We start from the raw sequence: 23,442 nt of genomic DNA, 5'->3' as shown, positions 1-23,442 counted from the left end.
AAGTGATACCATATCAGATGCTTTGCGGCGCTTCGGTCAACTCCCTCTGTATCATCCGCTCCCATCTGTTCTGTGCAGGCAGGTCTGTGCCATGCGTGGTCTCATATTCGTAGGCCTGTTGGCGGGCCTCGTATTCATCGTTCACGGCAGCATATATATCCATTAGCTGCTGTTTCAGGTCTTTTGCGTTCACATCTATGGCCGCTGTGCGTTCCCGCAACTTGCGCGTATACAGCTCGCAGAGGTCGAAGTGGCCCTGCTCATGGGCCAGTATAGAGCCTATGCGCGCATCCTCCTTCACCCACGACCTGTCTATATAGAACGTGTTGTACACCGTTACCTTACGGTCGCCGGTACCGGTATTATCTATCTTGAAACCTATGCTGCAGCAGGTGGCCGCAGCAGACTCGTGGCTACCCCCATCGGACGGCCCCTTGAAGTCCTCCCACGATAGTTTGCGATGTTCGCTCCAGCTAAAACGGTCGCTGGCGCGCACCTCGCTGGTCACATTGGTCTTCCCCTTTGCCTGGAAGCAGAAGAGACATACCATAGATCCGATGAATAGGTGACGGCTTTTCTTGCGCACACCATACTTACTCCTCCTCATAACGCCTGTCATACTTGTAAAATTAGGGAAAATTTTTCCCCGATCTGTATCTCTATGTCCACAGCGCTCGTGTTTTAACATCCTGTAAAAGTGTTAACGGGCATTAAGAGCCCGTCAGCTACTGCTATGTATGGTGCATTAATACTCAAAAACTTCAGTATTCATGCCTGTTCTGCAGCGGTATGGCTATGAGTTAAAGAAAACTATAAGCGGGCTATTTGGGCATTGGTCGCATGGGTTTTGCGCTATAGCTAGTGAAGTTTTGGATAAGACATCTTCTTTTCAACCAAAAACTATTATGACCATGAAACGGCTAATATTGATCTCAGCATGTTTTGCCGCCACAGTACATGCCTATGCACAGTCGGAATGTGTAAAGACAGCGGTGAACATGACAGGGCAGCAGAAGACCCTGACGACCAGCGGCGCCAAGTCGGTAACATCTCGGCAGACATTCGTGTACTACGAACGCAAACGCCTCAGAAAGAACGATTCTGCCTATGCCCTTCCCGGCGTAGCGGCGCAGTATCCATCCGAACCACTCTTGCTCAATAGTTCTAAAGATGTGGCGCCTGTAGAGGAGAAATACAACGTATCTGTAACGCTCCCCGAACGCACCCTCACTGCCTGCCCCGACTCTGTAATGAACGTGGCCGCTAACCTGAACATAGAGCGCATCGCATCCTACACCGGCAACTATCCCGAGCACTATGCACCTCAGTACCACAAGGTATCTAAACGTAGCTACAAGGTGGCTGCCAGGAAAATGAGGAAGATAGAACGCAAGCAGGAAAAGATAGCCCGCAGGGCCGAAGTGAATGTTGAAACACGATCCACCACAGACCTTGCATCCCGCTAGCCCCTCACCCGATCATTCACCTAAAAAAACGAAGCTATGAAACGTCTTTTTTTGATATCGGCATCACTTATGCTCACATATGCCGCCATCGCACAGTCCGATAATGCCCTGTTCAGGTTCAGGGACGGAGAAGAGCCCAGGTCGGTGAGCAGACTGGGTACGGCACCCGAGTTCCCCTTTCTCCGCAACAAGTCATCTGCCAACGAGGTATACCGTACCATCAAAAGGCACGAGAATGACAACACCGAGGCCATGAACAACCTGAACGGCCTGCTGATGCAGATAGGCTATGCCAACGGCGCCAAGGACCTGGAGGCCAGCGATATAAGCATGGAGTATATAGCTCCCGGCACCGTGGGTAACATGGGTAGCAGCGGCTATACATACGCCCTGTACCGCCTGGATGGCGACCCCGAGGAGTTCAAGGCATGGAAGATAGCAGCCAATGATGGCAACAACATGGGCGCGCTCTATCTCTTTGCAAAATGCGGTAACGCATTCTTCCCACGCACCGGTGGCCGCACGGCCTGTATAATGGTGCCGGTAGATGTGAAGCCCGACATGAACCAGATATCTCTGCCTGCTAGTGGCAGCAAGATAACTACAGACAACAAGACCTTTGTATACTATAGCCGTAAGCGCCATAAGAAGGACGACCAGGCATACCCTGTAGCGGGCCTGAACGAAGAATACCCATCAGAGCCGCTGCAGGTGGTAATGACAAAGGACATGGACATAAGGCCGGAAATATATACGGTGTCGCTGAATAACAACAGGCTCGATGTATCGGCCTGCGAGAACCAGACACTGGCCCTTACTGCCAACGTGAACGTAGAGAAGACAGCTACCTACACAGGTAACTATCCGGCAAAGGACAACACTACATACCTGAAGGTATCGAAGAGGCACTATAAGATGATAGCCCGCAAAATGCACAACGCAGAGCGCAAGGCCAACAAAGTAGCCCACCGTACAGGACAGCAGGTAGTAGTAACAAGAGATGCGAACAAGGTGGTAGAATAATTCCGATCCCACAACAATTCGCAGAACGGAAAGGCTTCCCACAATGGGTGGCCTTTCTGTTTTTATGTTATTTCGATGTAACTTTATACTATGTATGTGAGAGAGCCTGCCGTAGCTTATGAAAGACGCAAATTCACCATCGAGGAATACCTGGAGATGGAGAACGAGGCGGAGGATAAGCATGAATACTATAAAGGAGAGATCTTTGCGATGTCTGGCGCAAAGTATGGGCACAACATGATATGCCTGAACATTGCCACAGCCCTGAAAAGTAAACTGAAAGGCAAACCATGCAGGCCAATGGGTAGCGATATGCGCATTCACATACCTAAGAATACGCTGTTCACTTACCCTGACATATCTGTCATTTGCGGCGACCCACAATTCCTGAATGATGATCAGTGGAACCTGGTGAATCCTGCTGTGATATTCGAGGTGCTATCGCCATCGACAAAGTCCTATGACCGGGGTGACAAGTTCAAGTTGTACCGCGATATAGCTTCGCTACGCGAGTATATTCTTGTAGATGCGGAGTCGGTGAGCATAGAGGCCTTTTACATAAATGCTCATGGGCAATGGGAGCTAAAAGAGCTTAAGAATATAGAAGATACGCTAAAGTTAAAGACACTGGGTGTTTCCCTGAGGCTCGATGTTATTTATGAGGGGATAGATATGACGGCTGCTAAATAAGCATCTCTATCATTTCTTCTTTTCTTCAGTAGTGGTCTCCTCTACATCTTCGGGCTCTTTGCCACCTACGCCAAAGAGGCGATAGGCGAGCTCTTTGCCGGTCTCTTCGGCCTTCTGCAATGAGAAGTACTGCTTTGGAATGAGCTCGTTGCCGCTGCGATCGAGCACATAGTAAGTGATGCCTTTCTTCTTGCCGGTACCAGAGAATATGACATATGCCTCGGGGGCAGGTGCGCCGCTGCCATTGCTCCAGTTGATGTTGCAGGCGCGCAGGCGTTCCTCTACTTCCTTATCTACATTGCCACTCACATGCAGTATCATATTGGCCTTCATGCCGCTGAAGGGTATGAGCTGCGGGTATATGGTGTATAGCTTGTAGAGCCATTCATCGCGCTCGCGGTTGTTCTTCAGCTCATCGGCACACTGGGCAAGAGCCTGGTAGAGGCGCGCTGTAAAGAGCTTTTCATAGTCGGCATCGGTATTGGGGTCATTGAGCAGGCGGCGCAGCATGGGGGCGGCCTCTTTGTATTTGCCCTGCTCCATCATGAGCTTTGCGGTGAAGAACTCGAAGTATTTGCGGATATACTCGCGCTTATCGGTAGCAGCCTCTTTTTTGAACCGTGTGAGGAAGTAGCGTGTGCTGAAATCTTTTATGAGATACCAGACCTCATCCCACGATACTACGTTCTCGGTAGAGAAGAGCTTGTAGATGACCCGCTCGCGCTCGGGGTTCTGCGCGAACTGGTTGATGATAAGGAACTGCTGCAGGTATTTGTCGGTGACCTTCGATGTTATTCGCGTCAGCACTTTGGGATTGTACCACCAGTTGCTGTTCTCGAATTTCTCCATCTGTACCAGTTGCTCTTTGTTCATGAGCTTTACCAGCTGCAGGCTGAAATCATAATGGCTCTGACCAAGAGTAGTGCCTATGTGCAGCTCCTTGAACTCGGCAGCGCGTTTGCCATAGCGCTCGGCCTGCGCCACCTGGCCATCGTAGGTAAGGGTGCGCGCCAGGGCTATGTTGTACCAGCCATACCCGGGTGTGGAGCCCGAGGTCTTTATCATATTGCGTGCCAGGGCAGCGCCATTCTTGGGGTTGGCCTTGTATATGTCCAGTATGGTGGTGAAGTAGGCCCACTCCTGCAGGCGCTTGTCGCTGCCGTCCTGCTGTGCCGCTGTCTTGTACTCGGCCTCGGCAGTGCGAAAATCGCCACAAATGCTTTTGAAATTGGCATAGTTGTTATGCGGCAGCCTGCCGTTCTTGCGCATAAGCTCGAAGTAATAATTGGCAGAGTCTATGCGGAAGTTGTAGGCATGCAGGATGTTCTTGTAATGGTATATCCCGCTCTTTTCGGCATCGATGTATTGCGGGGGAAAGAGGCTGCTATTGATGTGCCTGTTCTTTTCTATGGCGCGCATCCCGCTATCCAGGTAGCGGTTGGCGAGGGCCTCGTTCTCGTCTATAGAGTTCTTGAGGAAAGAATACTTCTGCGAAGTGTAGAAGCGATTGCGATGCACCGTCCAGGCAAGCATGTTGTAGGGATCCAGGTAGTACTCGCGCTGGAAGTTGTACTTGATGGCTTTGCGTAGCAGGGGTACCGCCTTTTCGGGCTGCTCCATATTGCCATAGGCATGTACCAGTGCATTGGCTATGATGGTATAGTCTATCTGGAAATTGTAGGCGGGCAGCAGCACCATTATGTTATCGGACCGGGTGGTGAGGGCACGCTTGTAATCGCGTTCTATGAGCATAAGCGCTTTCTCGAGCGATGCAGCGGCGTTCTTGAAACCGATGAAGTCGGCAGCGTGATTGTATTTGTAAATGCCCTCGAACATCCAGCCTACATAGTAGGTACTATCCGTACGCTTGAACTCGCGCGAGCGGGGGAGTGCATCCTCGCTGTACATGTTCTCTATGGCGCGTTTGGCATCTATATTGGCGCGCAGGGCCTCTTTGCCTGCGGGGTGCTTGGGCATAAGCTCGGGCGGCAGCTCGCGGCGGACACCGCCGCTCTGTGCCAGCGCGGTAAAGGATAGCAATATGCAAACGACGGAACAAATAAAGGCCCTGCCATGGCGGAGCGCCACGGCCATATGCCCGGTACCTTCTTTGCCACTGCTATCGGCCATATAACTTCAGTTTCGCAAGCCTTTCCGTTTCCTTGATGATGATACCTTCCAGGGCCTTCTGGCGGCCTTCCTTGTTGCGGTATATGAGGCGGTGTTCCAGCACGGCACGGGTTATGTCGCGCACATCGTCCTCTATGACGAAGGTGCGGCCCTTGATGAGCGCCCATGCGCGCAGGCATTTGATGAACGCTATACCGCTACGCGTAGATGCACCCAACGAGATATCGGGGTGGGCGCGGGTGCCGCGTACTATATTGCTAACGGCTTTTACTATTTCCTCATGTACAAAGACCTCACCGGCCTGTGCCTGCAGCGCCAGTATATCCTGCATAGAGAGTACCTGTGTGAGCTCTACGAGGTTGCGGGCGATATCGAGGTATTCGCGGTATATGTTCAGCTCGGTCTCTTCGTCCACATAGCCGAAATTGATCTTCATAAAAAAACGATCGAGCTGGGCGGCGGGCAGCGGGTAGGTGCCCTCCATCTCTATAGGGTTCTGTGTGGCTATGGTGAAGAAGAGGCGCTCCAGCATCATAGTAGTATCGCCTACGGTCACCTGGTGCTCGGCCATGGCCTCTAGCAGGGCGCTCTGTACCTTGGGCGAGGCGCGGTTTATCTCATCGGCCAGTAGGACATTACAGAAGAGGGGGCCCTTCTTGAAAACGAACTCCTTGTTGCGGTCGTCGAATATGTGGGTGCCTATGAGGTCCATAGGCAGGAGGTCGGGGGTGAACTGTATGCGCTTGAAGAGCACATGGCCATCCTGGGTGCCGCCGCTGATGCACTGTGCCAGTGTGCGTGCCAGCACTGTTTTGCCCGTACCGGGATTGTCTTCCATGAGAATGTGTCCGCCGGCAAGCAGGCAGGTCACCACCATCTCTATCTGCGGTCTTTTGCCACGAATGACGCGCTCCATCTGGCTTACCAGCAGGTCTATGGATGGGGTGGCATCGGGAGTGGTGGCAGGGTCCTGCGTTTCCATTACATCATCGGTCATGGGTAAGGATATTTGTACAATTTTACGGTTTAATGCGATAGTAAAATAATGCGTGGCTGTAATTTTTTGTGAAAAGAAATAGAGCCTTACCACAAAGAGCACGAAGATATTTCACAAGGGTCACAAGACTTTTTATAGAAGTGGGCACAAGGAAGTAGACGCCGTTCGCTTTTCTCCTAAGAGCGGACCGTTCATTGAATTTCAGAACATCAGAGCCAAAGCAGGCTGCCATCGCCATAGCTAAGGAAGCGGTAATCGTTTTGCAGCGCATGGGTGTATATGCGCCGCCAGTCGTCTCCCACTATGGCCGATACCAGCAGCAGCAGGGTAGAGCGTGGCTGGTGGAAGTTGGTGACCAGCCCTGTGATGACCCTGAACGTGTAGCCGGGAGCTATGAGTATCTGCGTGCGGGTGATGAGGCGTTCCATGCTGTGCTGCTGCATGTACTGTGCCAGTGCAGCCAGCGCATCAGCGGTAGGGTGCTGTGTGGCGGTATCGTAGGGGTCCCACTGGCCTACGGCTATGCCGTGCAGATGCAGCGGTTCGTTATTCAGCAGCTTGTTGCCTATCCAGTACAGGGTTTCCAGTGTGCGAAGGGATGTGGTGCCTACGGCCACTATGTCCTTTCCGAGTGCGTCTTGCAGTTGCGACAGGGTGGTGCGGGTCACCTCTATCCATTCGGCATGCATATCGTGGCCGGCCATGGTGTCGGCCTTTACGGGTATGAAGGTGCCTGCACCTACATGCAGGGTAACGAAGGCGGAATGTACTCCGGCAGCCGATAGCTGCTCCAATACCTGTGGCGTGAAGTGCAGGCCGGCCGTAGGTGCGGCCACGCTGCCCTCGTCTTTGGCATATACCGTTTGGTAGGTGCTGTCGTCGCCCTGCTCGGCGTGGCGGCGCAGGTAGGGGGGGAGGGGCACCTTGCCCATATGGTGCAGTACCTCGGCAAAGGTGAGTGCGGCATCGTTCCACTGCAGGCGCAGTATGTAGCTACCCTGCCTGCGCTCTGCTATGGTGGCCGTGAGGGTGAATGCTGGTGCGGTATGCTGCATGTGCAGCGCCATGCCTTCTTTCCATTTGGAAGCGCCACCTACCAGGCACTCCCACAGCACATGGCCATGCTGCTGCAGGGCGGTCTGCACATCGGCATATTGCGGGTGGGGGGCAAGGCAGAAGACCTCTATGGTACCGCCTGTAGGCTTGGTGAACTGCAGCCGCGCATGTACCACCCGCGCCTGATTGAACACCATAAGGGTGCCGGGGGGTATGTGGCTGCCTATATTGCGGTATATATCTTCGGTAATGTGGCCCTGGCGGTATATGAGCAGCTTGGATGCATCGCGTTCGGGCAGGGGGTAGCGTGCTATCCGCTCATCGGGCAGCTCATAGCTATGGTCTTCTATGCGCAGGTGTGCGGGATGCATATCAAAAGCCCCTACCAGAGCTATGCTCGTTCACTACGTTCACCCCAGAGGGGAGGAGGTATGCTATAGCAGGGAAGTATATATTGTTGATGATATCCAATACAGGGTGGGTCTATTTCTCCAGCGAGCTTATGCCGCGCAGCAGGCGCCTCCAGCGTATGCCGCTTTCGCCATAGCTGAGCCATACGAACCATGCCTTACCTACCACATGGTCTACCGGCACGAAGCCCCAATAGCGGGAATCGAGCGAATTGTGGCGGTTGTCGCCCATCATCCAGTAGTAGTCCATTTTGAAGGTATAGGAGGTGGTCTCTTTGCCATTGATGAATACCTTGCCATCGCGCTCTTCCAGCGTATTGCCCTCGTAGTTGCGAATGATGCGGCGGTACATGGCCATGTTCTGCGGGGTGAGCAGCACGGTAGCGCCCTCCTTAGGTACATTGATGGGGCCGAAATTGTCGCGGTTCCATTTGAAGTTGACCGTATCGTGGGGGAATACCCAGTCGGCAGGGGAGGATGGCGCTACGCCGGGGCCATACTCTATAAGCGGCTTTACCGATACTACGTTGGGCGCCTTTTGTACGGCGGCCACCTGGTCGTTCTCGAGGTTGTAGCGGTAAAAATTGTTGTTGAAACGCTCGGCCAGCTCTACATTCTCTTCCACACCCGGGGCGCTACCGTTGGTAGTGACCAGGTAATTGAGGCGGGAATGAGGGAAAAGGGGCGCTGCATTGCCGTTTATGTATATGCGGGCATCCTTTACCTCTATGACATCGCCGGCCACGGCCACGCACCGTTTTATGTAGTTCTCCTTCTTATCTACCGGGCGGGTTATCACTTCCAGGTTGGAAAGAACGGTCTCCCGGCCGGAGGCGCGGCAGAGCATGTAATAGTCCTGATCGGGGTATTTGGTGACAACGGTATCGCCGGCGGGGAAGTTGAACACCACCACATCGTTGCGCTTTATGCTGCCGAAGCCGGGTATGCGGCGGTATTTCCACTGTACGGCCTCGGTATATGACTTGCCACCTGTGAGCGGCATGGTATTGTGTACCAGGGGTATGGCCAGCGGGGTCATGGGTATGCGGGGGCCATAGGCCAGCTTGCTCACGAACAGGTAGTCGTTTATGAGCATGGTGCCCTCCATAGAGCCTGTAGGAATGGTGTATGCCTCGAAAAAGAAAGTGCGGATGAGCGTAGCGGCAACAATGGCAAATATGGCGGCATCAGCCCACTCCCGTATCACCGACTTTTTTTTCTTCTCTCCGGCTGCGTCGCCTGTCTTCCCTTTTTTATTCCAGAATGCCATAGGGCTTTAAAATTGCTGTTCAAAAGTAACAACTTCCGATACATTTCCTATTGTGGCCTGATATATATAGGTACATTTAACAAAGTATGGACCCGGGGATGTTGCAGATACATGTAACGACGCATAATATATTTTCTAGCATGATAATAATAAAGAATGTTTTATTGATAATTAATAGTAGTGATGCGATATATGCTTGATGGTTCCAGCGGTGAGGACCATTTCGTGGATCGGGCGTGACAATTCGTGCCGAAATGGCGGAAAATGCCAGTACTGGCGAGCTAAAGAGGGCGTTGCGATTATGTATTCAAAACGATGAAGTGTGTATGAGGTTAATAATATGCAAGTAAAGATGAATTTATTTTTTATCGGCACGATCGCTCTAAATACGGCTTTCTTACGCTATTTTTGTGGCGGAATATTTTGTGTCTATCATCACCGTTTATCTTTTCTCATATGAAATTACACAACGTTTACCTTCAACCGACGGGCAACAAAAGTAACGGCACGACCGACAAGCGTTCGGGCGGCCGTATGCGTGTTTCCAAACATGCATTTGCGGCAGGCATTATCTGCGCGGCACTGTCTTTACTGCCTTCTCTGCGATCGCAAGCGCAGGTCACTACTGTAAGCAGGACCTCGCGTGTGGTAGCCGGAGTATCGCCTACTCAGGACTCTCTGTGGACAGTGAACAGGTTCGACAACGCTATAGTGAAGCGTTTGCACCCCACCATTCCGGTAGAGACCATAAACGGTTTCAACAGCCTGGCCACCGACCCTACAACGGGCGACCACTACTGCCTGATGGTGCTGGATGGCGTTCCGGGCGTAGTGCTGGGTACTATAAATATACAGACGGGTATCTGTACACAGATAGGAACAGGCATGCCTGACGTATTCAAAACGATAGCATTCAATGCCAACGGATCGCTGTTCGGGATAACAGGCGAGGTAACGGGTACACTGGCCCCTGAGACCATGTACCGTATAGATAAAACATCGGGCGCTGTAGATATAACACCGTTCAGGGGGCTGACCCCTGCCGGCGATGACGAGGTGCTGGCGTATAACAATGACGATCATTATTTCTACCGCTGGTCGGGTACGGCACCCAATACATGGGAGCGTTTCGATACCACAGGCCTGGATGTAGCGGAAACACTGACATTCACCCCTACACCGGCATCGGAAGTAGTGGGCGCCCTGTATGAGGGCGGCGGCGAATTTGTGACCAGCAACGCCATGGGCGAGTGGATGATGTGGGATGCACTGGGCAATATAGGCTCGTCCATCATCACCTTCGACGGACCTGTAAGGGGCATGGTAACGGAGACACATATGAGCTCCATATCCTCATCGGGTCCGGTGGCCATATGCCCCGGTTCTAGCGTGGACCTGACAGTGACCGGTGGTACCGGTGGCTACCAGTGGTACAAGGACGGTATGCTGATGAGCGAGACCAGCGCTACGCTGAACGTTACCGACCCGGGCGTATATAACTGCGTATATGCCGACGTGAACGGCGTAGTGGACAGCCCTGCAACAGGCATACATGTGACACACCTGGAGGCGCCATCTATATCGGTGTCGCCACTGGTATCCATATGTCATGGCATCACTACTGCAATGCTGACGTATAATACCAGCACGGGTTTTGGTTTTTCTCCTACCCCATATACCTATACCGTACCTGCCGGCGTGACGAGCGTAGAATTCGAGCTGAACGGCGGATCGGGCGGTGTGGACACTAGTACGATGAGCATACATGCACCGGGCTTTGGCGGCAGGACCACAGGTACGCTGAACGTAACCCCCGGCGATGTGCTTACCATCAATATAGGCAGCGCAGGCCAGAACGGTATGATGGGCGGTGTGCCGGGCGGTATGAATGGCGGCGGTGCTAGTGCCGGCTTTGGCGGCTCTGGCGGCGGCGCATCTGATATACGCCTGGGCGGCACTGCGCTGAGCGACCGCGTAGCGGTGGCCGGCGGCGGCGGTGGCTGCGGCTATGACACAGCCCTGCACATGTCTGTAGGTGGTGGCCATGGCGGCAACTTCACTGGCGCCGATGGCGGTATGAACTCTGATATAACTGCGACCCCTGCAACAGGCGGCGACCAGACGGCGGGTGGTATAGGTGCTACCTATACAGGAGCCCTGCCCGGCGGTGATGGCTCGGAAGGCTTTGGCGGTGCGGGCAGCATAGAAGGTATATCAGGCGGCGGCGGCGCAGGCTACTATGGCGGCGGCGGCGGTGCATTCTCAGGCGGCGGTGGCGGCTCTTCGTTCACCGATCCGATGCATGTACCTGCATCGGCCTACCTGCAGGGCGCGAACATGGGTGATGGATCGGGCAATGTATCTTATATAGTGCCTGCCACCTATACCTACAGCATAAACTGGAGCGGCACAGCTATAACCGCGGGCTTTACAGATGTAACGGCGGCTACCTTCCCGACAACGGGATCGGCCTTCCCGATAACAGTACCTACTACTGCCGACCCGGATACATATACCGGTACACTAGTGATAGATAATGGTATATGTACCAGCACGCATCCTATAAACGTAGAGGTGAAGCCTATACCTACCGTGAACGCTACACCCGACCAGACGCCGGTATGTAATGGCATAGCTACCACAGATGTGAACTTCAGCGGTCCGCTGCCCTTCACACAGTTCAACTGGACGAACGACCTTAACACCATAGGTCTTGGCGATGATGGTACAGGCGACATACTGTCTTTCACAGGTGTGAACATAGGTACCGACATAGATACCGCTAACATAATAGTGACACCTGAACTGAACGGTTGCTTCGGTACGCCGGATACATTTACCTATGTAGTGTTCCCCACACCTGTGCTGACGAACAATACCGGCAATGTGTGCGACAATGAAGTGTTCAACTACACGGCTACAAGCCCTACAGCGGGTACCACATTCGTATGGGAGCGTACCACGTTGCCTACGGGCCTTGCCGGTGCGGCTACCGCCAGCGGTACCAACACCATAAGCGAAACATTCGACAATACCACGGACGACGTGATCAATGTGGCCTATACGTTCACCCTTACTGCCAATGGCTGTGATAATGTGGAGGTACTGAATGTGAATGCTAACCCTACACCTCGCTACACGCTGACCCCGCTGACGGGTTCGATATGCGATGGCGATCTGTTCACTTTTGTTCAGAACAGCCCAACACCCGGTGTTACCTACTCCTGGGGCCGCCCTGCGATAGCAGGTATAACGCCTGCAACAGGCAGCGGTACAGGCTCTATAAGCGAAGTACTGAACAATACCACTACCGACCCGATACTGGTGACATATGTGGACACACTGCGCATAAATGGCTGTAGCAACCTGCAGACCGTACAGGTGAGTGTGAATCCTACACCAACACTTTCGAGCTCGCTGACGCCGCCATCGGTATGTAACAATGAGGTGTTCGACTATAATGCGACCACTGCTACTGCAGGTACTACCATAACATGGGACCGCGCAGTGATACCGGGCATATCGAGCCCCGCAGCATCGGGCCCCGACACAGTGAACGAGACACATACCAACACTACCGACAACCCGATAGATGTGGTGTACACCTTTACGCTGGACGCCAACGGCTGTAGCAATACACAGGATGTGACCGTGGTGGTGAACCCCACACCGTTCCTGAACACATCGCTTACACCTGCCGCTATATGCGACAGCTCTATATTCGACTATGACCCGGCGAGCAATACGGTGGGCGCTACCTTCGCATGGTCTCGCGCGGCGGTGGCCAACATCAGCAACCCTGCTGCTACCGGCACCGGCAACCCCAACGAAAGGCTGAGGAACACCGCTACCTTCCCTGTAGCAGTGACCTATGTTTTCACTACTACCATAGACGGCTGCTCTAACGCAGAGAACGTATCGGTAACGGTGAACCCACGCCCTGTGCTGACGAACACACCGCTGACATCGACCATATGCGACAGCTCTTCGTTCGTGTTCGTACCTACGAGCGCTACACTGGGTACTTATTTCCACTGGTCGCGTCCGTTCGTTCCGGGTATAGCTGCCCTGCCAGATACCGGATCGGGCGCAGTGAACCACCAGCTGGTGAACACTACCAATACCAATGTAGATGTGCCCTATACCTTCACGCTCTCTGCCAATGGCTGCTCTCGCACTCAGGACGTAAGGGTGACCGTACGCCCGACACCAAAAATGTCGTCTACGCTTACGGATAGCGCATGCTCGGGTATGCCATATGTATACACGCCTACCACCAACCTGATACCACCTGTGACCTATGCATGGAACCGCCCGTCGGTACTGAACATAAGCCCAGCTACAGCATCAGGTACCAATGGCATCAATGAAACTCTTATAAACAGCACTACCGGCAATATAGACGTGGTATATGTATATACTGTGACAGTAGGTGGTACCTGCTCTAAACGCTACGACCTGCGCGTGAAAGTAAGGCCTGCAGCAGCAGCACCTTCTATAACTACCAAGCCGGCTTCTTCATCGCTTTGCGGTTCTTCACTGTTCGTGAACTTCGGCGCACCTAATCCGCCTGCATTCGGCAATACCTATATATGGAGCGCGACCAATGCAGAAGTATACGCTGTAGGCGCTGACAAGCAGTATAGCCTGGTACACTTCAAGAGCGCAGGTACTGCTACCGTGACACTTACATCATCTATAGGCGCTACAGGCTGCCAGGGTGTGGCCACTTATACAGTGAACGTAGGTACCGACTCTATAGCTACACCAAAGGTGATATACACCAATGGCGCATTCATATGCCTGCTGAACGATGTGGACGGCTTCCAGTGGGGTAGCGACGACTCTACCACGCTAGACTCTACCATGTATGCAGGAGAGACCAGCCAGAGCTACTTCAACAGCACCCCCAACTGGACCCGCCACTACTGGGTGATGGTGAAGAAGGGAGATTGCATAAAGAAGGCATACTATAATGCCCCGGGCGATAATACGCCAAGGTATGGTGGCAATGCCGGTGAGGGCGCTACTATAATGCGCGTATTCCCCAACCCTGCTAACGATAACGTGAGCGTGGAAGTGACCACAGAGATGGAGGGTACGATGAATGTAGAACTGACCAATATGCTGGGACAAGTTATAAACAAGGTAGATGCTGACACCCGCAAAGTGAGCATGAACATAGCCAGCCTGCCGGCAGGTGTGTACATGATCGATTGCTACCTGGGTGGTGTGAAAGTAGGTGCAGCTAAATTCGTGAAGAATTAATTTCTATCAACGCTTAAAATCCATTAGATGAAAAGAATACTTTTCTTATCCATCGCGGCCGCAACGGCAATATCTGCGAGCGCCCAGACAACGGGAAGCTCCACTACTCCGACACCGGATAAAAAGAAATATACCCCCGACAGCCTGCTGTCGCCGTGGGTGATAGACCTGAACTTCATGGGCGGACTGATGACCCAGGATGTGACCACTGCTACCTCTATAGCGGGTTACATGAACGGGGTGAACATGAATACAGGCGTACTGAAGTTCGATAAGGGCTCTTCGCTGGGCTTCAATGCGCAACTGGGCTACTTCTTTGGTCCTAAGCGCCATTGGGGCGTAGGCGCAGGCTTCGCATACTTCAGCCAGAAGGGTACCTTCTCCCTGGACAACTACCATGTGGAGTACCAGGCAGAGGACAGCAAAGGCCGCATCTACCGCCAGATAATAACCGGTAATGATGTGAAGGAGACGGCGAAGATCAGCAATATGAACATACCCCTGTTGCTGAAGTACAAGACGCGCTTCTCGAAGACGCTGGGCTTTACAATGGATGCCGGCCCTATGTTCAACATAGGCATGAAGACCACTACCGAGAACACAGGCACCTTCGACTATGAAGCAGTGTACAAATTCTCGGGTTCCGGCTCTGATGGTAGCCCTACAGTGTACGATGCATCGAACACGCCGTCGCCCACCTCTTACCTGATACTGAAGGACTATTACCTGTCCAAGACACCGGGCGGTAATGTGAACCAGTGGTTCCAGCAGAACAGGGATGCGGGTTTCAACGTGGGCCTGGGCCAGCGCCCTGCCACTGTGAAGGACGAGGCTTCTTACAAGACAGTATCGGTAGGCCTGCTGCTGCAGCCATCGCTGAGCGTATACCTGTCCGACCATGTAGCGCTGAACTTCGGCCTGTACTATACTTACCAGTCGTTCAAGAACGAGAACCAGGCCAATTATGTGCTGATGAGTACAAGCGGCCAGTACAACTCGAGCCTGAGGAACGCAACATCGGCATCGGTGCAGTCGTTCGGCGGTGTTGCAGGTGTACGATTCCTCTTCGGCAAACCTAAGGATACTGATGGGGATGGCATAGTGGACAGGAAGGACAAGTGTCCTGATGTATGGGGTGTGGCCATGTTCCAGGGTTGCCCCGATACCGATAAGGATAGCGTACAGGATTCTGAGGACTCCTGCCGTACCGTACCGGGCCTGCGTAAATTCAATGGTTGTCCTGACAGCGATAATGACGGTATACCTGACAAGAACGATGAATGTCCTTACCAGGCGGGTCCTGCCAGCTTGAGGGGTTGCCCTGACAGGGATGGCGATGGTATAGCCGACAAGTATGACGTATGCCCTGACAAGCCGGGCCTGGCGCAGTACAAAGGCTGCCCCGATACGGATGGTGATGGCCTGCCCGATAATGAGGACCAGTGTCCTGAGGTGCCCGGCCCTGCTACCAACAATGGTTGCCCGCCGCCACCGCCGCCACCGGTAGACATACCGCTGAGCACACCGATACTGTTCGAGACCAATAAGACAGTGGTGCATGAGGCATCTGTGCCGGTACTGGAGACCGCTGTGAAGACACTGGGCAACGATGCACAGGGTATCATAGTGATACATGGTCATGCTGACTCGAGGGGTAGGGCTGCTTACAACAAGGAGCTGTCGCGTAAGCGTGCACAGGCCGTGAAGAGCAAGCTGGTGAAGATGGGCGCGGATCCGAAGAGGATAAAGATCGTGGCTCATGGTGAGAGCGATCCTACCGCAAGCAATGCTACCGATGAGGGCAGGGCCGAGAACAGGCGTGCCGTTATGAGGCTGAGCGTAGACTAAGCACAACTTAGTGATAGATAATAAAGCGGCCACCTTCCGGTGGCCGCTTTTGTTTTGGGGAAGCTAGTACCGGTAGGGGGAGATCGAATTAAAAAGAAAGGCACCTGAAAATACATGCACCAAGCCTCACCCCCGGCCCTCTCCAAAGGAGAGGGAGATGTTATCCGACACTTTTTTAATGACGAATTTTAATGTTCTATCGGTATGACATTTTTCCGGCCCTACTCATTAGGGGCTACCATGTCCCGCAAATTCTAGTTTGATAATATGTTTGCCCCGGTGGGGCTAAAGGGTTGTAATGGTGAATGTATTTAGGACCCTTGCCTCGTATTCCGGAGGCTTACTTAGATGTTCCGGACCGCATCACTTTACGCTGAAAGCCTTGGTGCGGTCCTTTACCATTTCCAGGACGAGCTTCAACTGTTCTTCGCGGGAGAGGTTGCTGTTGTCGAGAATAACGGCATCGTCGGCGCGGCGCAGGGGGCTTTCCTCGCGGGTAGAGTCGATATGATCGCGTAGCTGGAGATTGTCGCGCACTTCTTCGAGGGTGATGTTGGGGTTGGTGGCATATAGCTCTTTGAAGCGGCGTATGACACGCACTTCGGGATCGGCGGTCATAAAGAGCTTCAGCTCGGCATCGGGGAAGACGGCAGTGCCTATATCGCGGCCGTCCATCACTATGCTTTTTTTGCGGCCCATGCGTTTCTGCTGTGCTACGGCAAAGGAGCGTACCTCGCGTATGGCTGCGACCTCGCTCACCTTTTCGGACACTATCATATCACGGATGAAGGGCTCGGCATTCTCGTCGTTGAGGTAGATATCGGAAGCATTGCGATGCTCGTTGAACACGAAAGAGAGGGATATCTGCGAGAGGGCATCCAGTACCTCATTGTGATCGCCGAGGTCTATGGCATTGCGCAGGAAGTATAGCGTAATGGCGCGGTACATGGCGCCACTATCGATATAGTTGTAGCCCAGCCTGGCGGCAAGTTCTTTGGCAAGAGTGCTTTTCCCGCAGGAAGAATAGCCGTCTATAGCAATGATCATCTTATGTGCGGACATGATTCGTTGGTCGTTAGTTCTATGGTAAGGCAAATGTACCTCTATTTCGCGAGGTCGTCACCGCCCGCCCGTGGCTATGCACAAGGCTGCGACCTATGGCAAACTGCGTGTCACCCCGATCGCAGATCGGTTCATTTTTGTGTGGCACGGGTCGGCTATCGCACAGGGCTATGCGCCAGACCCGCGCCAGTGGCGACCTATGGCAAACTGCGTGTCACCCCGATCGCAGATCGGTTCATTTTTGTGTGGCACGGATCGGCTATCGCACAGGGCTATGCCCCAGACCACGCCAGTGGCGACCTATGACGAATTGCGTGTCACCCCGATCGCAGATCGGTTCATTTTTGCGTGGCACGGGTCGGCTATCGCACGGGGCTATGCCCCAGACCCGCGCCAGTGGCGACCTATGGCAAATTGCGTGTCACCCCGATCGCAGATCGGTCCATTTTTGTGTGGCACGGGTCGGCATCGCACAGGGCTATGCCCCAGACCCGCGTCAGTGGTAACTGTTGCCGTAGGTACGACCTATGGCAACAGTACAGCTTCGCGATGGCCCGCATTACTAAAAAAGAACGCCCCTGCATGTGCAGGGGCGTGAAATATGGTAGTGGGAAATGATGAACTTATTTGTTCCACTGAGAGGGGTCGGAGTGGTCTACGGCCTCGTTGTAGCCGAAGTCGTTGACGCGTTGAGTAGCGGTGTCTATGATCTCGTACCTCATTTCTATAGCGCCGTACTGGCCGTAGGTAACATTGGAATATATGTGGCCTATGCCGAAGAGCACTTTGCCCTCGTACTGCTGGTTGGGGATGACTATAGAGTCGCCGCCGATGATGGTGGCCTTGATGGGGGTCTTGAAGTAGTTGTAAAAATTCTTGATGACAACATCGGTAAGATTGGTGGTAGGCTCTATGCTGATGGGGTACTGGGCAGCAAGGGTGATGCTGCCTTTTTCCAGCACATGCCAGTTGCCCAGGAATTTATCCCTGCTCACCTTTTCGCAGTTGGTGCCTTCGTAGCCCGATGGGCAGGTGCAGCTACCATCGTTGCATACGCCGCCATTGGCACACACTATGGACTTGCATTTGTCCCTGTTGCACGATGAATATACAACGGCGCCGAATGCCGCGATAGTGGCTATAGAGGATATAAAAATGGTTTTAAGCGTAGATGCCATCGGTATGGATTTTGTTAGCAAATTCAAAAATAAGTAAATAGGCAAATAAATCAAAATGCGGGCGGTAAGAGGGCGGTGTTTATTTCTCTACGTCGGCCTTATATGCCCTTATGGCCTTGTAAATGGCCGCGGCTATCTCGTATTGGCCCCGCTCTGAGTTGAGGTATGCTTCCTCATCTACATTGGTAATGAAGCCAATCTCTATAAGTACACCCGGCATGGCACTGCCTGCCAGTACCTCCAGGCCCATCTGCTTTACACCCAGGTCTTCGCGGCCTGTGCGCTTCATTTGCGCCTGTACCTGAGAGGCGAATGTGACGCTTTTGCCCAGGAAGGCCTTGGCATACTGGGCCACGATAATGGCCGTTTGTGGGTCGTTCTCGTTGAGCAGGCCGGGTTCCTCGCTCACATTGTCGGCATATTCGCCTATGGCCTCTTTCTGCTGGCCGGCGCGGTGCAGCCCCATCACATAGGTCTCTACGCCGCTGCGCTTGGTGGTATGGTGGCGCACCGATTTGTATATGGGCTGGCGCACGGTCTTGCCCTTGCGCTTTATGGTCTTGTAGCCCTGCAGGGTGCGGGTGTAGGTATAGGGTGTAGAATTGACGTGTATGGATATGAACAGGTCGGCATTGGCCTTATTGGCTATCTCGTGGCGCTCTACCAGGGTAGGGTAGGCATCTTCGGTGCGGGTATAGATGACATCTATGTTCCGCATACTATCCTCCAATAATTTGCCGAGTTTGAGCGTTACTGCAAGGGTAATGTCTTTTTCGTAAGATATAGCCCCCTGTGCGCCATGGTCCTTACCTCCGTGACCGGCATCGAGGACTATTTTCGTCACTTTTTTCGCTTTTGCCAGCAGGGGTAGGGGGGCTAATGCCAGCAATATGATGAATATGGCTTTTACGCGCATGACCGGTTTTACAAAAGATTTAGAAGCATACCCACATAACGTCGCCGTCAAATAATTAATTTTGCCACGCTCATGAGCCTTAGCGGTAAATTTATTCCAATTTCTCGATCAATGCATCGCTTCGCGGCTTGGGTGTCAGTAATTTTTATATTCTTTATAACAAATTGTGGATATCCAGATGCGGCCATTGCCCAGGTGAGGCCTGTGGCAGATACCACAAGCACCGGCAACGATACCATAAAGATGAACAAGGGCGTGCCCATGGGGGACAGCCTGCGTGCAGATACGGCCACGGCCGATACATCGAAGACGGCCGCGATGGAGCGGGAGCTGGGCATACGGATATCGAAGGATGCGCTGCCGGCGGTAGTAAAGACGGTATCGCGAGACTCGGCGGTGCTGGATATGGAGCATGATGTCTTTTACCTGTATGGCAAGGCGCAGGTGAACTATGAGGACCTGCAACTGAACGCCGGAGAGGTAAGCTATACACAGGCCAGCAATATAGTGACGGCAGCGCCATCGGCGGCAGAACGGGACACGGCCAAAGAGCGCCCTTCGTTCAAGCAGGGGAGTGAGCGGTTCACCTACGACTCCATGCAGTACAACTTCAGGAGCAAGCGGGCGATAGTGAGGAATGCCGCCACACAGTATGGCGAGGGCTTCATACACAGTGAACAGGTGAAACGCAACCCCGACCAGACGATATATGGGTGGCACAGCGTATATACCACCTGCGCGCTGGACACGCCCCACTTTGGGATAAGGGCGAGGAAACAGAAGATAATACCCGGCAGGGTGGTGGTATCGGGATCGGCGAACCTGGAGATAGAGGGGGTGCCTACGCCGCTCTACCTGCCGTTCGGCATATTCCCATCGTCGCAAAAACAGCGGTCGGGCTTCATACTGCCTACCTATACCATGGAGCAGGCCAGGGGCTTCGGGCTGCTGAACGGGGGGTACTATTTTTATGTGAACGACAAGGTGGATGCCTATGCGCAGACCAATATATATGCCAAGGGCAGCTATGCCATAGCCGCTACCAGCAACTACAACAACCTGTACCACTACAGGGGGGCGTTCCGCCTGTCTTATGCCTATAACAAGACAGGAGAGGACTTTGAGCCGAACGCGAGTGTGACCAAGGACTTTATGGTGAACTGGCAGCACACATCGGACGAGAAGTCGGTGCCGGGGCAAACGTTCAATGCATCGGTGCAGGCGGGCACATCGAGCTTCTACGCCAATAACAGCTACGACCCCAACCAGGTGCTGCGGAACCAGTACCAGTCGAACATAACATACTCGAAGAACTGGCAGAACCGCCCCTTCGGGCTGACGATAAGCGCCCTGCACAATCAGAACACAGGCACCAAGGAGATAAGCGTGACCCTGCCGGCCATGAACTTTTTCGTGAACCAGTTCAACCTCTTCCAGAACAAGAATGCCGTGGGCGACCACTGGTATGACAAGATAACGGCCAGCTATAGCGCCGATGTGCGGAACCAGACCACATTCTACGACAGCACCTTCAACCTGGCAACACTGGCACTGAGCAGCTTTCAGAACGGTATAAGGCACTCGATACCCGTGAGCGCATCGTATACCGTGGCCAGGTATGTGAACATGTCGTTCAGCGTGAACTATAATGAATACTGGTACTCTAACCGGCTGATACGCGGCTTCAATGATGCTACCATGCGTATAGACAGTACGCGCAGCACGGGCTTCTTTGCCGCGCGCGACTTCAATGCAGGTGTCAATTTCTCTACCCGTATATACGGTATGAAGATGTTTCGCCACGGGGCGCTAAGGGGTATACGCCATGTGCTGACCCCCAATGCGGGCTTTACCTATCGGCCGGATTTTGCGGATGCACCCTTCAACTACTACTATGATGCGCGGCTGGACACGAGCCAACGCAGAGATATACTATCGCCCTACCAGGGGTCGGTGGTGGGGCTGCCGCCTGTGGGCAAGGCCGCTAGCGTGGGCTTTGGGCTGAACAACAACCTGCAGATAAAGGTGCGGTCGGCAAAGGATACGGCAAGTGGCTATAAGAACGTGACACTGATAGACGGATTGAGCGTAGCAGGTGCGTACAATGCTGCTGCGGACTCGTTCCGCTGGAGCGACCTGGGCGTGAACTTCCGTACCAATGTGCTGGACAAGGTGAACATATCGGCCGCGGCAGTGTACAGCCCCTATGCCATAGACAAGGGCACGGGCCGCATACTACAGACCACCAACCTGGAGCAGGGCACGGGTATAGGGCGTTTCAGGACGGCGAACATGTCTCTGGGCACCAACTTCCACTCCAAACCGAAGGGAGGCGCCAACAGCCCTACCAATAGCCAAGAGTATGCCCGCGTGATGCGCAATGCCGGGTATATGGAGTATGTGGACTTCAACATACCCTGGAGCTTCAACATAAACTATACCCTGAGCGCGGATTCGAGATATTCGCCCTACTCGTACGATGATACGGTGACGATAAGCCATTCGTTCACCTTCAACAGTGAGCTGCGGATAACCGAGCGGTGGAAACTGGCCATAAGCAGCGGTTACAACTTCGACCTGAAGGAACTGACCCTGACATCGATAGACCTGTACCGCGACCTGCACTGCTGGCAGATGCACTTCTTCGCCTTCCCATTCGGGCCCAGGAAGAGCTTCAACTTTACGCTGAATGTGAAATCGACCGTGCTGCAGGACCTGAAGCTAGTGCGCCGCAGGGACTTCCGCGATCTGCCGAACTGATAGGCGCAGCTGAGATGTAATGCATTTCATATCGCCGCATTTTCAGCCTCACCCCAGCCCTCTCCGAGGGAGAGGGAGATCCAATGTCCGCGCTGTCGCGCGGGTGTCATTAGCGAAAAGTTGAAATACCCACAGAACATGTGCCCGTCATATGATGAACGGGTTTTTTGTTACTTTTGGGGCCGTTCGGACATACCCCTGTTCGCAAAGCATATCATGAAACAATTAATAAAGAAGATATTATCTCCCATACTGAGATCGTATGACATAAGGCTGGAAAAGCAAAAAAGGGAGATAGACGCCCTGTACAAGCTGCTGTATGACCAGGTACACGACCTGGACAGCACTTTATCGTTCTCGGCATCGCAGACGGTGGGGGCGTTCAGCTTTCAGTGGAGCGACCTGAAGGATGGCGAGGCCATGCTGAGTGATAAGTGGTTCAAGGAAAATGTGACCAAAATAATAAGCGAGCATGAGACGCTGATAAAGAAAGAGTGGTTCGCAGGTAAGGATGTGATAGACTGCGGCAGCGGCGGTGGCAGGTGGTCTTATGGCCTGGCCAAGCTGGGCGCCAATGTGACGGCGGTGGACATAAACACATCGGCACTGGAGGCCACGAGGGAGGCGTTGGAAGGTATACCGGTAAAAAAAGAATTCATACAGACACCGCTGGAAGAGCTGTACAAGCATATACCTGCGGGCAAGAAGTACGATATGGTATGGTCGTGGGGTGTGCTGCACCACTGCGGCAGCTTCAATACGGCCTTCAGGCAGGTGATGGACCTGGTGAAAGAGGGCGGCTTCATACACCTGTACCTGTATGGCAGGGAGTCGGTATCGTATGAGGAGGATATAAACCTGTTCAAGAACAGGGTGTACTATAATACCCTGCCGTCATTTGCCGAGAAGGAGAAATTCCTGATAGAGAAGGCCAATGGCGACCGCACCAAGCTGCACCAGAACCACGATATATACTCGCCCCTGCTGAACCGCAGGCTGGACTACAGCTATGTGAAGAAGATGCTGGAGGATAACGGCTTTACGGATGTGACACGCACTGTGCAGAGCACAGAGATAACCGTAAGGGCGGTAAAGGGCAAACTGGCCCCGGCAGACAGGGATATGCTGCTGCACCCGGCAAGCAACCCGCCATGGTTCACCAAATACTTTGACCAATAGTTTCAAATACGGTATGTGTTCAGCCCCTCCCGTCCGGGGAGATGAGGTCGGGTCGCCGTACCTTGAAAGACCACTATGATAAAAAGGGTAGTGGTCGATCTATATATCGAAACAAGAAAAAGCGACCTTTTGCAATGTATCTCTGAGGTAGAGGTCACTTATTCGCTATTTTTGTATAAATAGGTGGCG

The 23,442-nt window shown here is 53.2% G+C and carries 15 protein-coding genes; 7 read left to right on the top strand and 8 right to left on the bottom strand.

Annotated elements, in window-relative coordinates; all coding sequences use genetic code 11:
• Nucleotides 1-13: 13 nt before the first annotated feature.
• Nucleotides 14-607 carry a DUF922 domain-containing protein gene (locus tag ABD843_RS07525; RefSeq protein ID WP_345080911.1) on the bottom strand — a complete coding sequence of 198 codons (594 nt, stop codon included), beginning with the start codon at nt 605-607 and terminating at the stop codon, nt 14-16.
• Nucleotides 608-911: 304 nt separating this feature from the next.
• Here ABD843_RS07525 and ABD843_RS07520 point away from each other — a divergent pair, with 304 nt between their 5' ends.
• From ABD843_RS07520 to ABD843_RS07510, 3 genes are all read left to right on the top strand, one after another.
• The gene (locus ABD843_RS07520) at nt 912-1,466 is read left to right on the top strand and encodes a hypothetical protein (protein ID WP_345080904.1); all 555 of its coding nucleotides are present in this window, start codon (nt 912-914) and stop codon (nt 1,464-1,466) included.
• A 36-nt stretch (nt 1,467-1,502) separates the two neighbouring features.
• Complete coding sequence (locus tag ABD843_RS07515; protein WP_345080901.1) at nt 1,503-2,489, top strand: hypothetical protein; 987 nt, start codon at nt 1,503-1,505, stop codon at nt 2,487-2,489.
• Between the two features lie 90 nt (nt 2,490-2,579).
• Nucleotides 2,580-3,179 (top strand): Uma2 family endonuclease, encoded by a 600-nt coding sequence (locus ABD843_RS07510; protein ID WP_345080898.1) that lies wholly within the window; start codon nt 2,580-2,582, stop codon nt 3,177-3,179.
• Nucleotides 3,180-3,188: 9 nt separating this feature from the next.
• Here the strand turns inward: ABD843_RS07510 and ABD843_RS07505 are convergent, their stop codons facing one another.
• From ABD843_RS07505 to lepB, 4 genes are all read right to left on the bottom strand, one after another.
• The gene (locus ABD843_RS07505) at nt 3,189-5,309 is read right to left on the bottom strand and encodes a hypothetical protein (RefSeq protein ID WP_345080895.1); all 2,121 of its coding nucleotides are present in this window, start codon (nt 5,307-5,309) and stop codon (nt 3,189-3,191) included.
• Nucleotides 5,299-6,306 (bottom strand): AAA family ATPase, encoded by a 1,008-nt coding sequence (locus tag ABD843_RS07500; protein ID WP_345080892.1) that lies wholly within the window; start codon nt 6,304-6,306, stop codon nt 5,299-5,301. Before ABD843_RS07500 ends, ABD843_RS07505 begins: the two co-directional genes overlap by 11 nt.
• A 209-nt stretch (nt 6,307-6,515) precedes the next feature.
• Nucleotides 6,516-7,733 (bottom strand): S-adenosylmethionine:tRNA ribosyltransferase-isomerase, encoded by a 1,218-nt coding sequence (locus tag ABD843_RS07495; RefSeq protein ID WP_345080889.1) that lies wholly within the window; start codon nt 7,731-7,733, stop codon nt 6,516-6,518.
• A gap of 112 nt (nt 7,734-7,845) precedes the next feature.
• Entirely contained in the window at nt 7,846-9,042 is a 1,197-nt protein-coding gene (gene lepB / locus ABD843_RS07490; RefSeq protein WP_345080886.1) for a signal peptidase I, read from the bottom strand.
• A 456-nt stretch (nt 9,043-9,498) separates the two neighbouring features.
• On the opposite strand from lepB, the gene ABD843_RS07485 reads away from it, so the two are divergent.
• Nucleotides 9,499-14,310 (top strand): PKD-like domain-containing protein, encoded by a 4,812-nt coding sequence (locus ABD843_RS07485; protein WP_345080883.1) that lies wholly within the window; start codon nt 9,499-9,501, stop codon nt 14,308-14,310.
• A gap of 27 nt (nt 14,311-14,337) precedes the next feature.
• Complete coding sequence (locus ABD843_RS07480) at nt 14,338-16,158, top strand: OmpA family protein (RefSeq protein WP_345080880.1); 1,821 nt, start codon at nt 14,338-14,340, stop codon at nt 16,156-16,158.
• 363 nt (nt 16,159-16,521) lie between these two features.
• Here ABD843_RS07480 and cmk read toward each other — a convergent pair whose 3' ends face one another.
• The 3 genes from cmk to ABD843_RS07465 form a co-directional block, all read right to left on the bottom strand.
• Nucleotides 16,522-17,220, bottom strand: a complete 699-nt coding sequence (gene cmk / locus ABD843_RS07475; RefSeq protein WP_345080877.1) for a (d)CMP kinase — start codon at nt 17,218-17,220, stop codon at nt 16,522-16,524.
• Nucleotides 17,221-17,843: 623 nt separating this feature from the next.
• Nucleotides 17,844-18,398, bottom strand: a complete 555-nt coding sequence (locus tag ABD843_RS07470; RefSeq protein ID WP_345080874.1) for a calcium-binding EGF-like domain-containing protein — start codon at nt 18,396-18,398, stop codon at nt 17,844-17,846.
• Nucleotides 18,399-18,477: 79 nt separating this feature from the next.
• Nucleotides 18,478-19,314 carry an N-acetylmuramoyl-L-alanine amidase family protein gene (locus ABD843_RS07465; protein WP_345080871.1) on the bottom strand — a complete coding sequence of 279 codons (837 nt, stop codon included), beginning with the start codon at nt 19,312-19,314 and terminating at the stop codon, nt 18,478-18,480.
• Nucleotides 19,315-19,518: 204 nt separating this feature from the next.
• Between ABD843_RS07465 and ABD843_RS07460 the strand changes: the two genes are divergently transcribed.
• Together ABD843_RS07460 and ABD843_RS07455 are read left to right on the top strand one after the other, a co-directional pair.
• Nucleotides 19,519-22,074 (top strand): putative LPS assembly protein LptD, encoded by a 2,556-nt coding sequence (locus ABD843_RS07460; protein ID WP_345080868.1) that lies wholly within the window; start codon nt 19,519-19,521, stop codon nt 22,072-22,074.
• A gap of 216 nt (nt 22,075-22,290) precedes the next feature.
• Nucleotides 22,291-23,253: a class I SAM-dependent methyltransferase gene (locus ABD843_RS07455; RefSeq protein ID WP_345080865.1), complete on the top strand. Its 963-nt coding sequence runs from the start codon at nt 22,291-22,293 to the stop codon at nt 23,251-23,253.
• Nucleotides 23,254-23,442: the final 189 nt, after the last annotated feature.

It is taken from the genome of Nemorincola caseinilytica (assembly GCF_039540515.1).
Lineage (GTDB): Bacteria > Bacteroidota > Bacteroidia > Chitinophagales > Chitinophagaceae > Nemorincola > Nemorincola caseinilytica.
The sequence above is the reverse complement of the archived record's forward strand: the minus strand, read 5'-3'. Positions and strand labels throughout refer to the sequence as shown.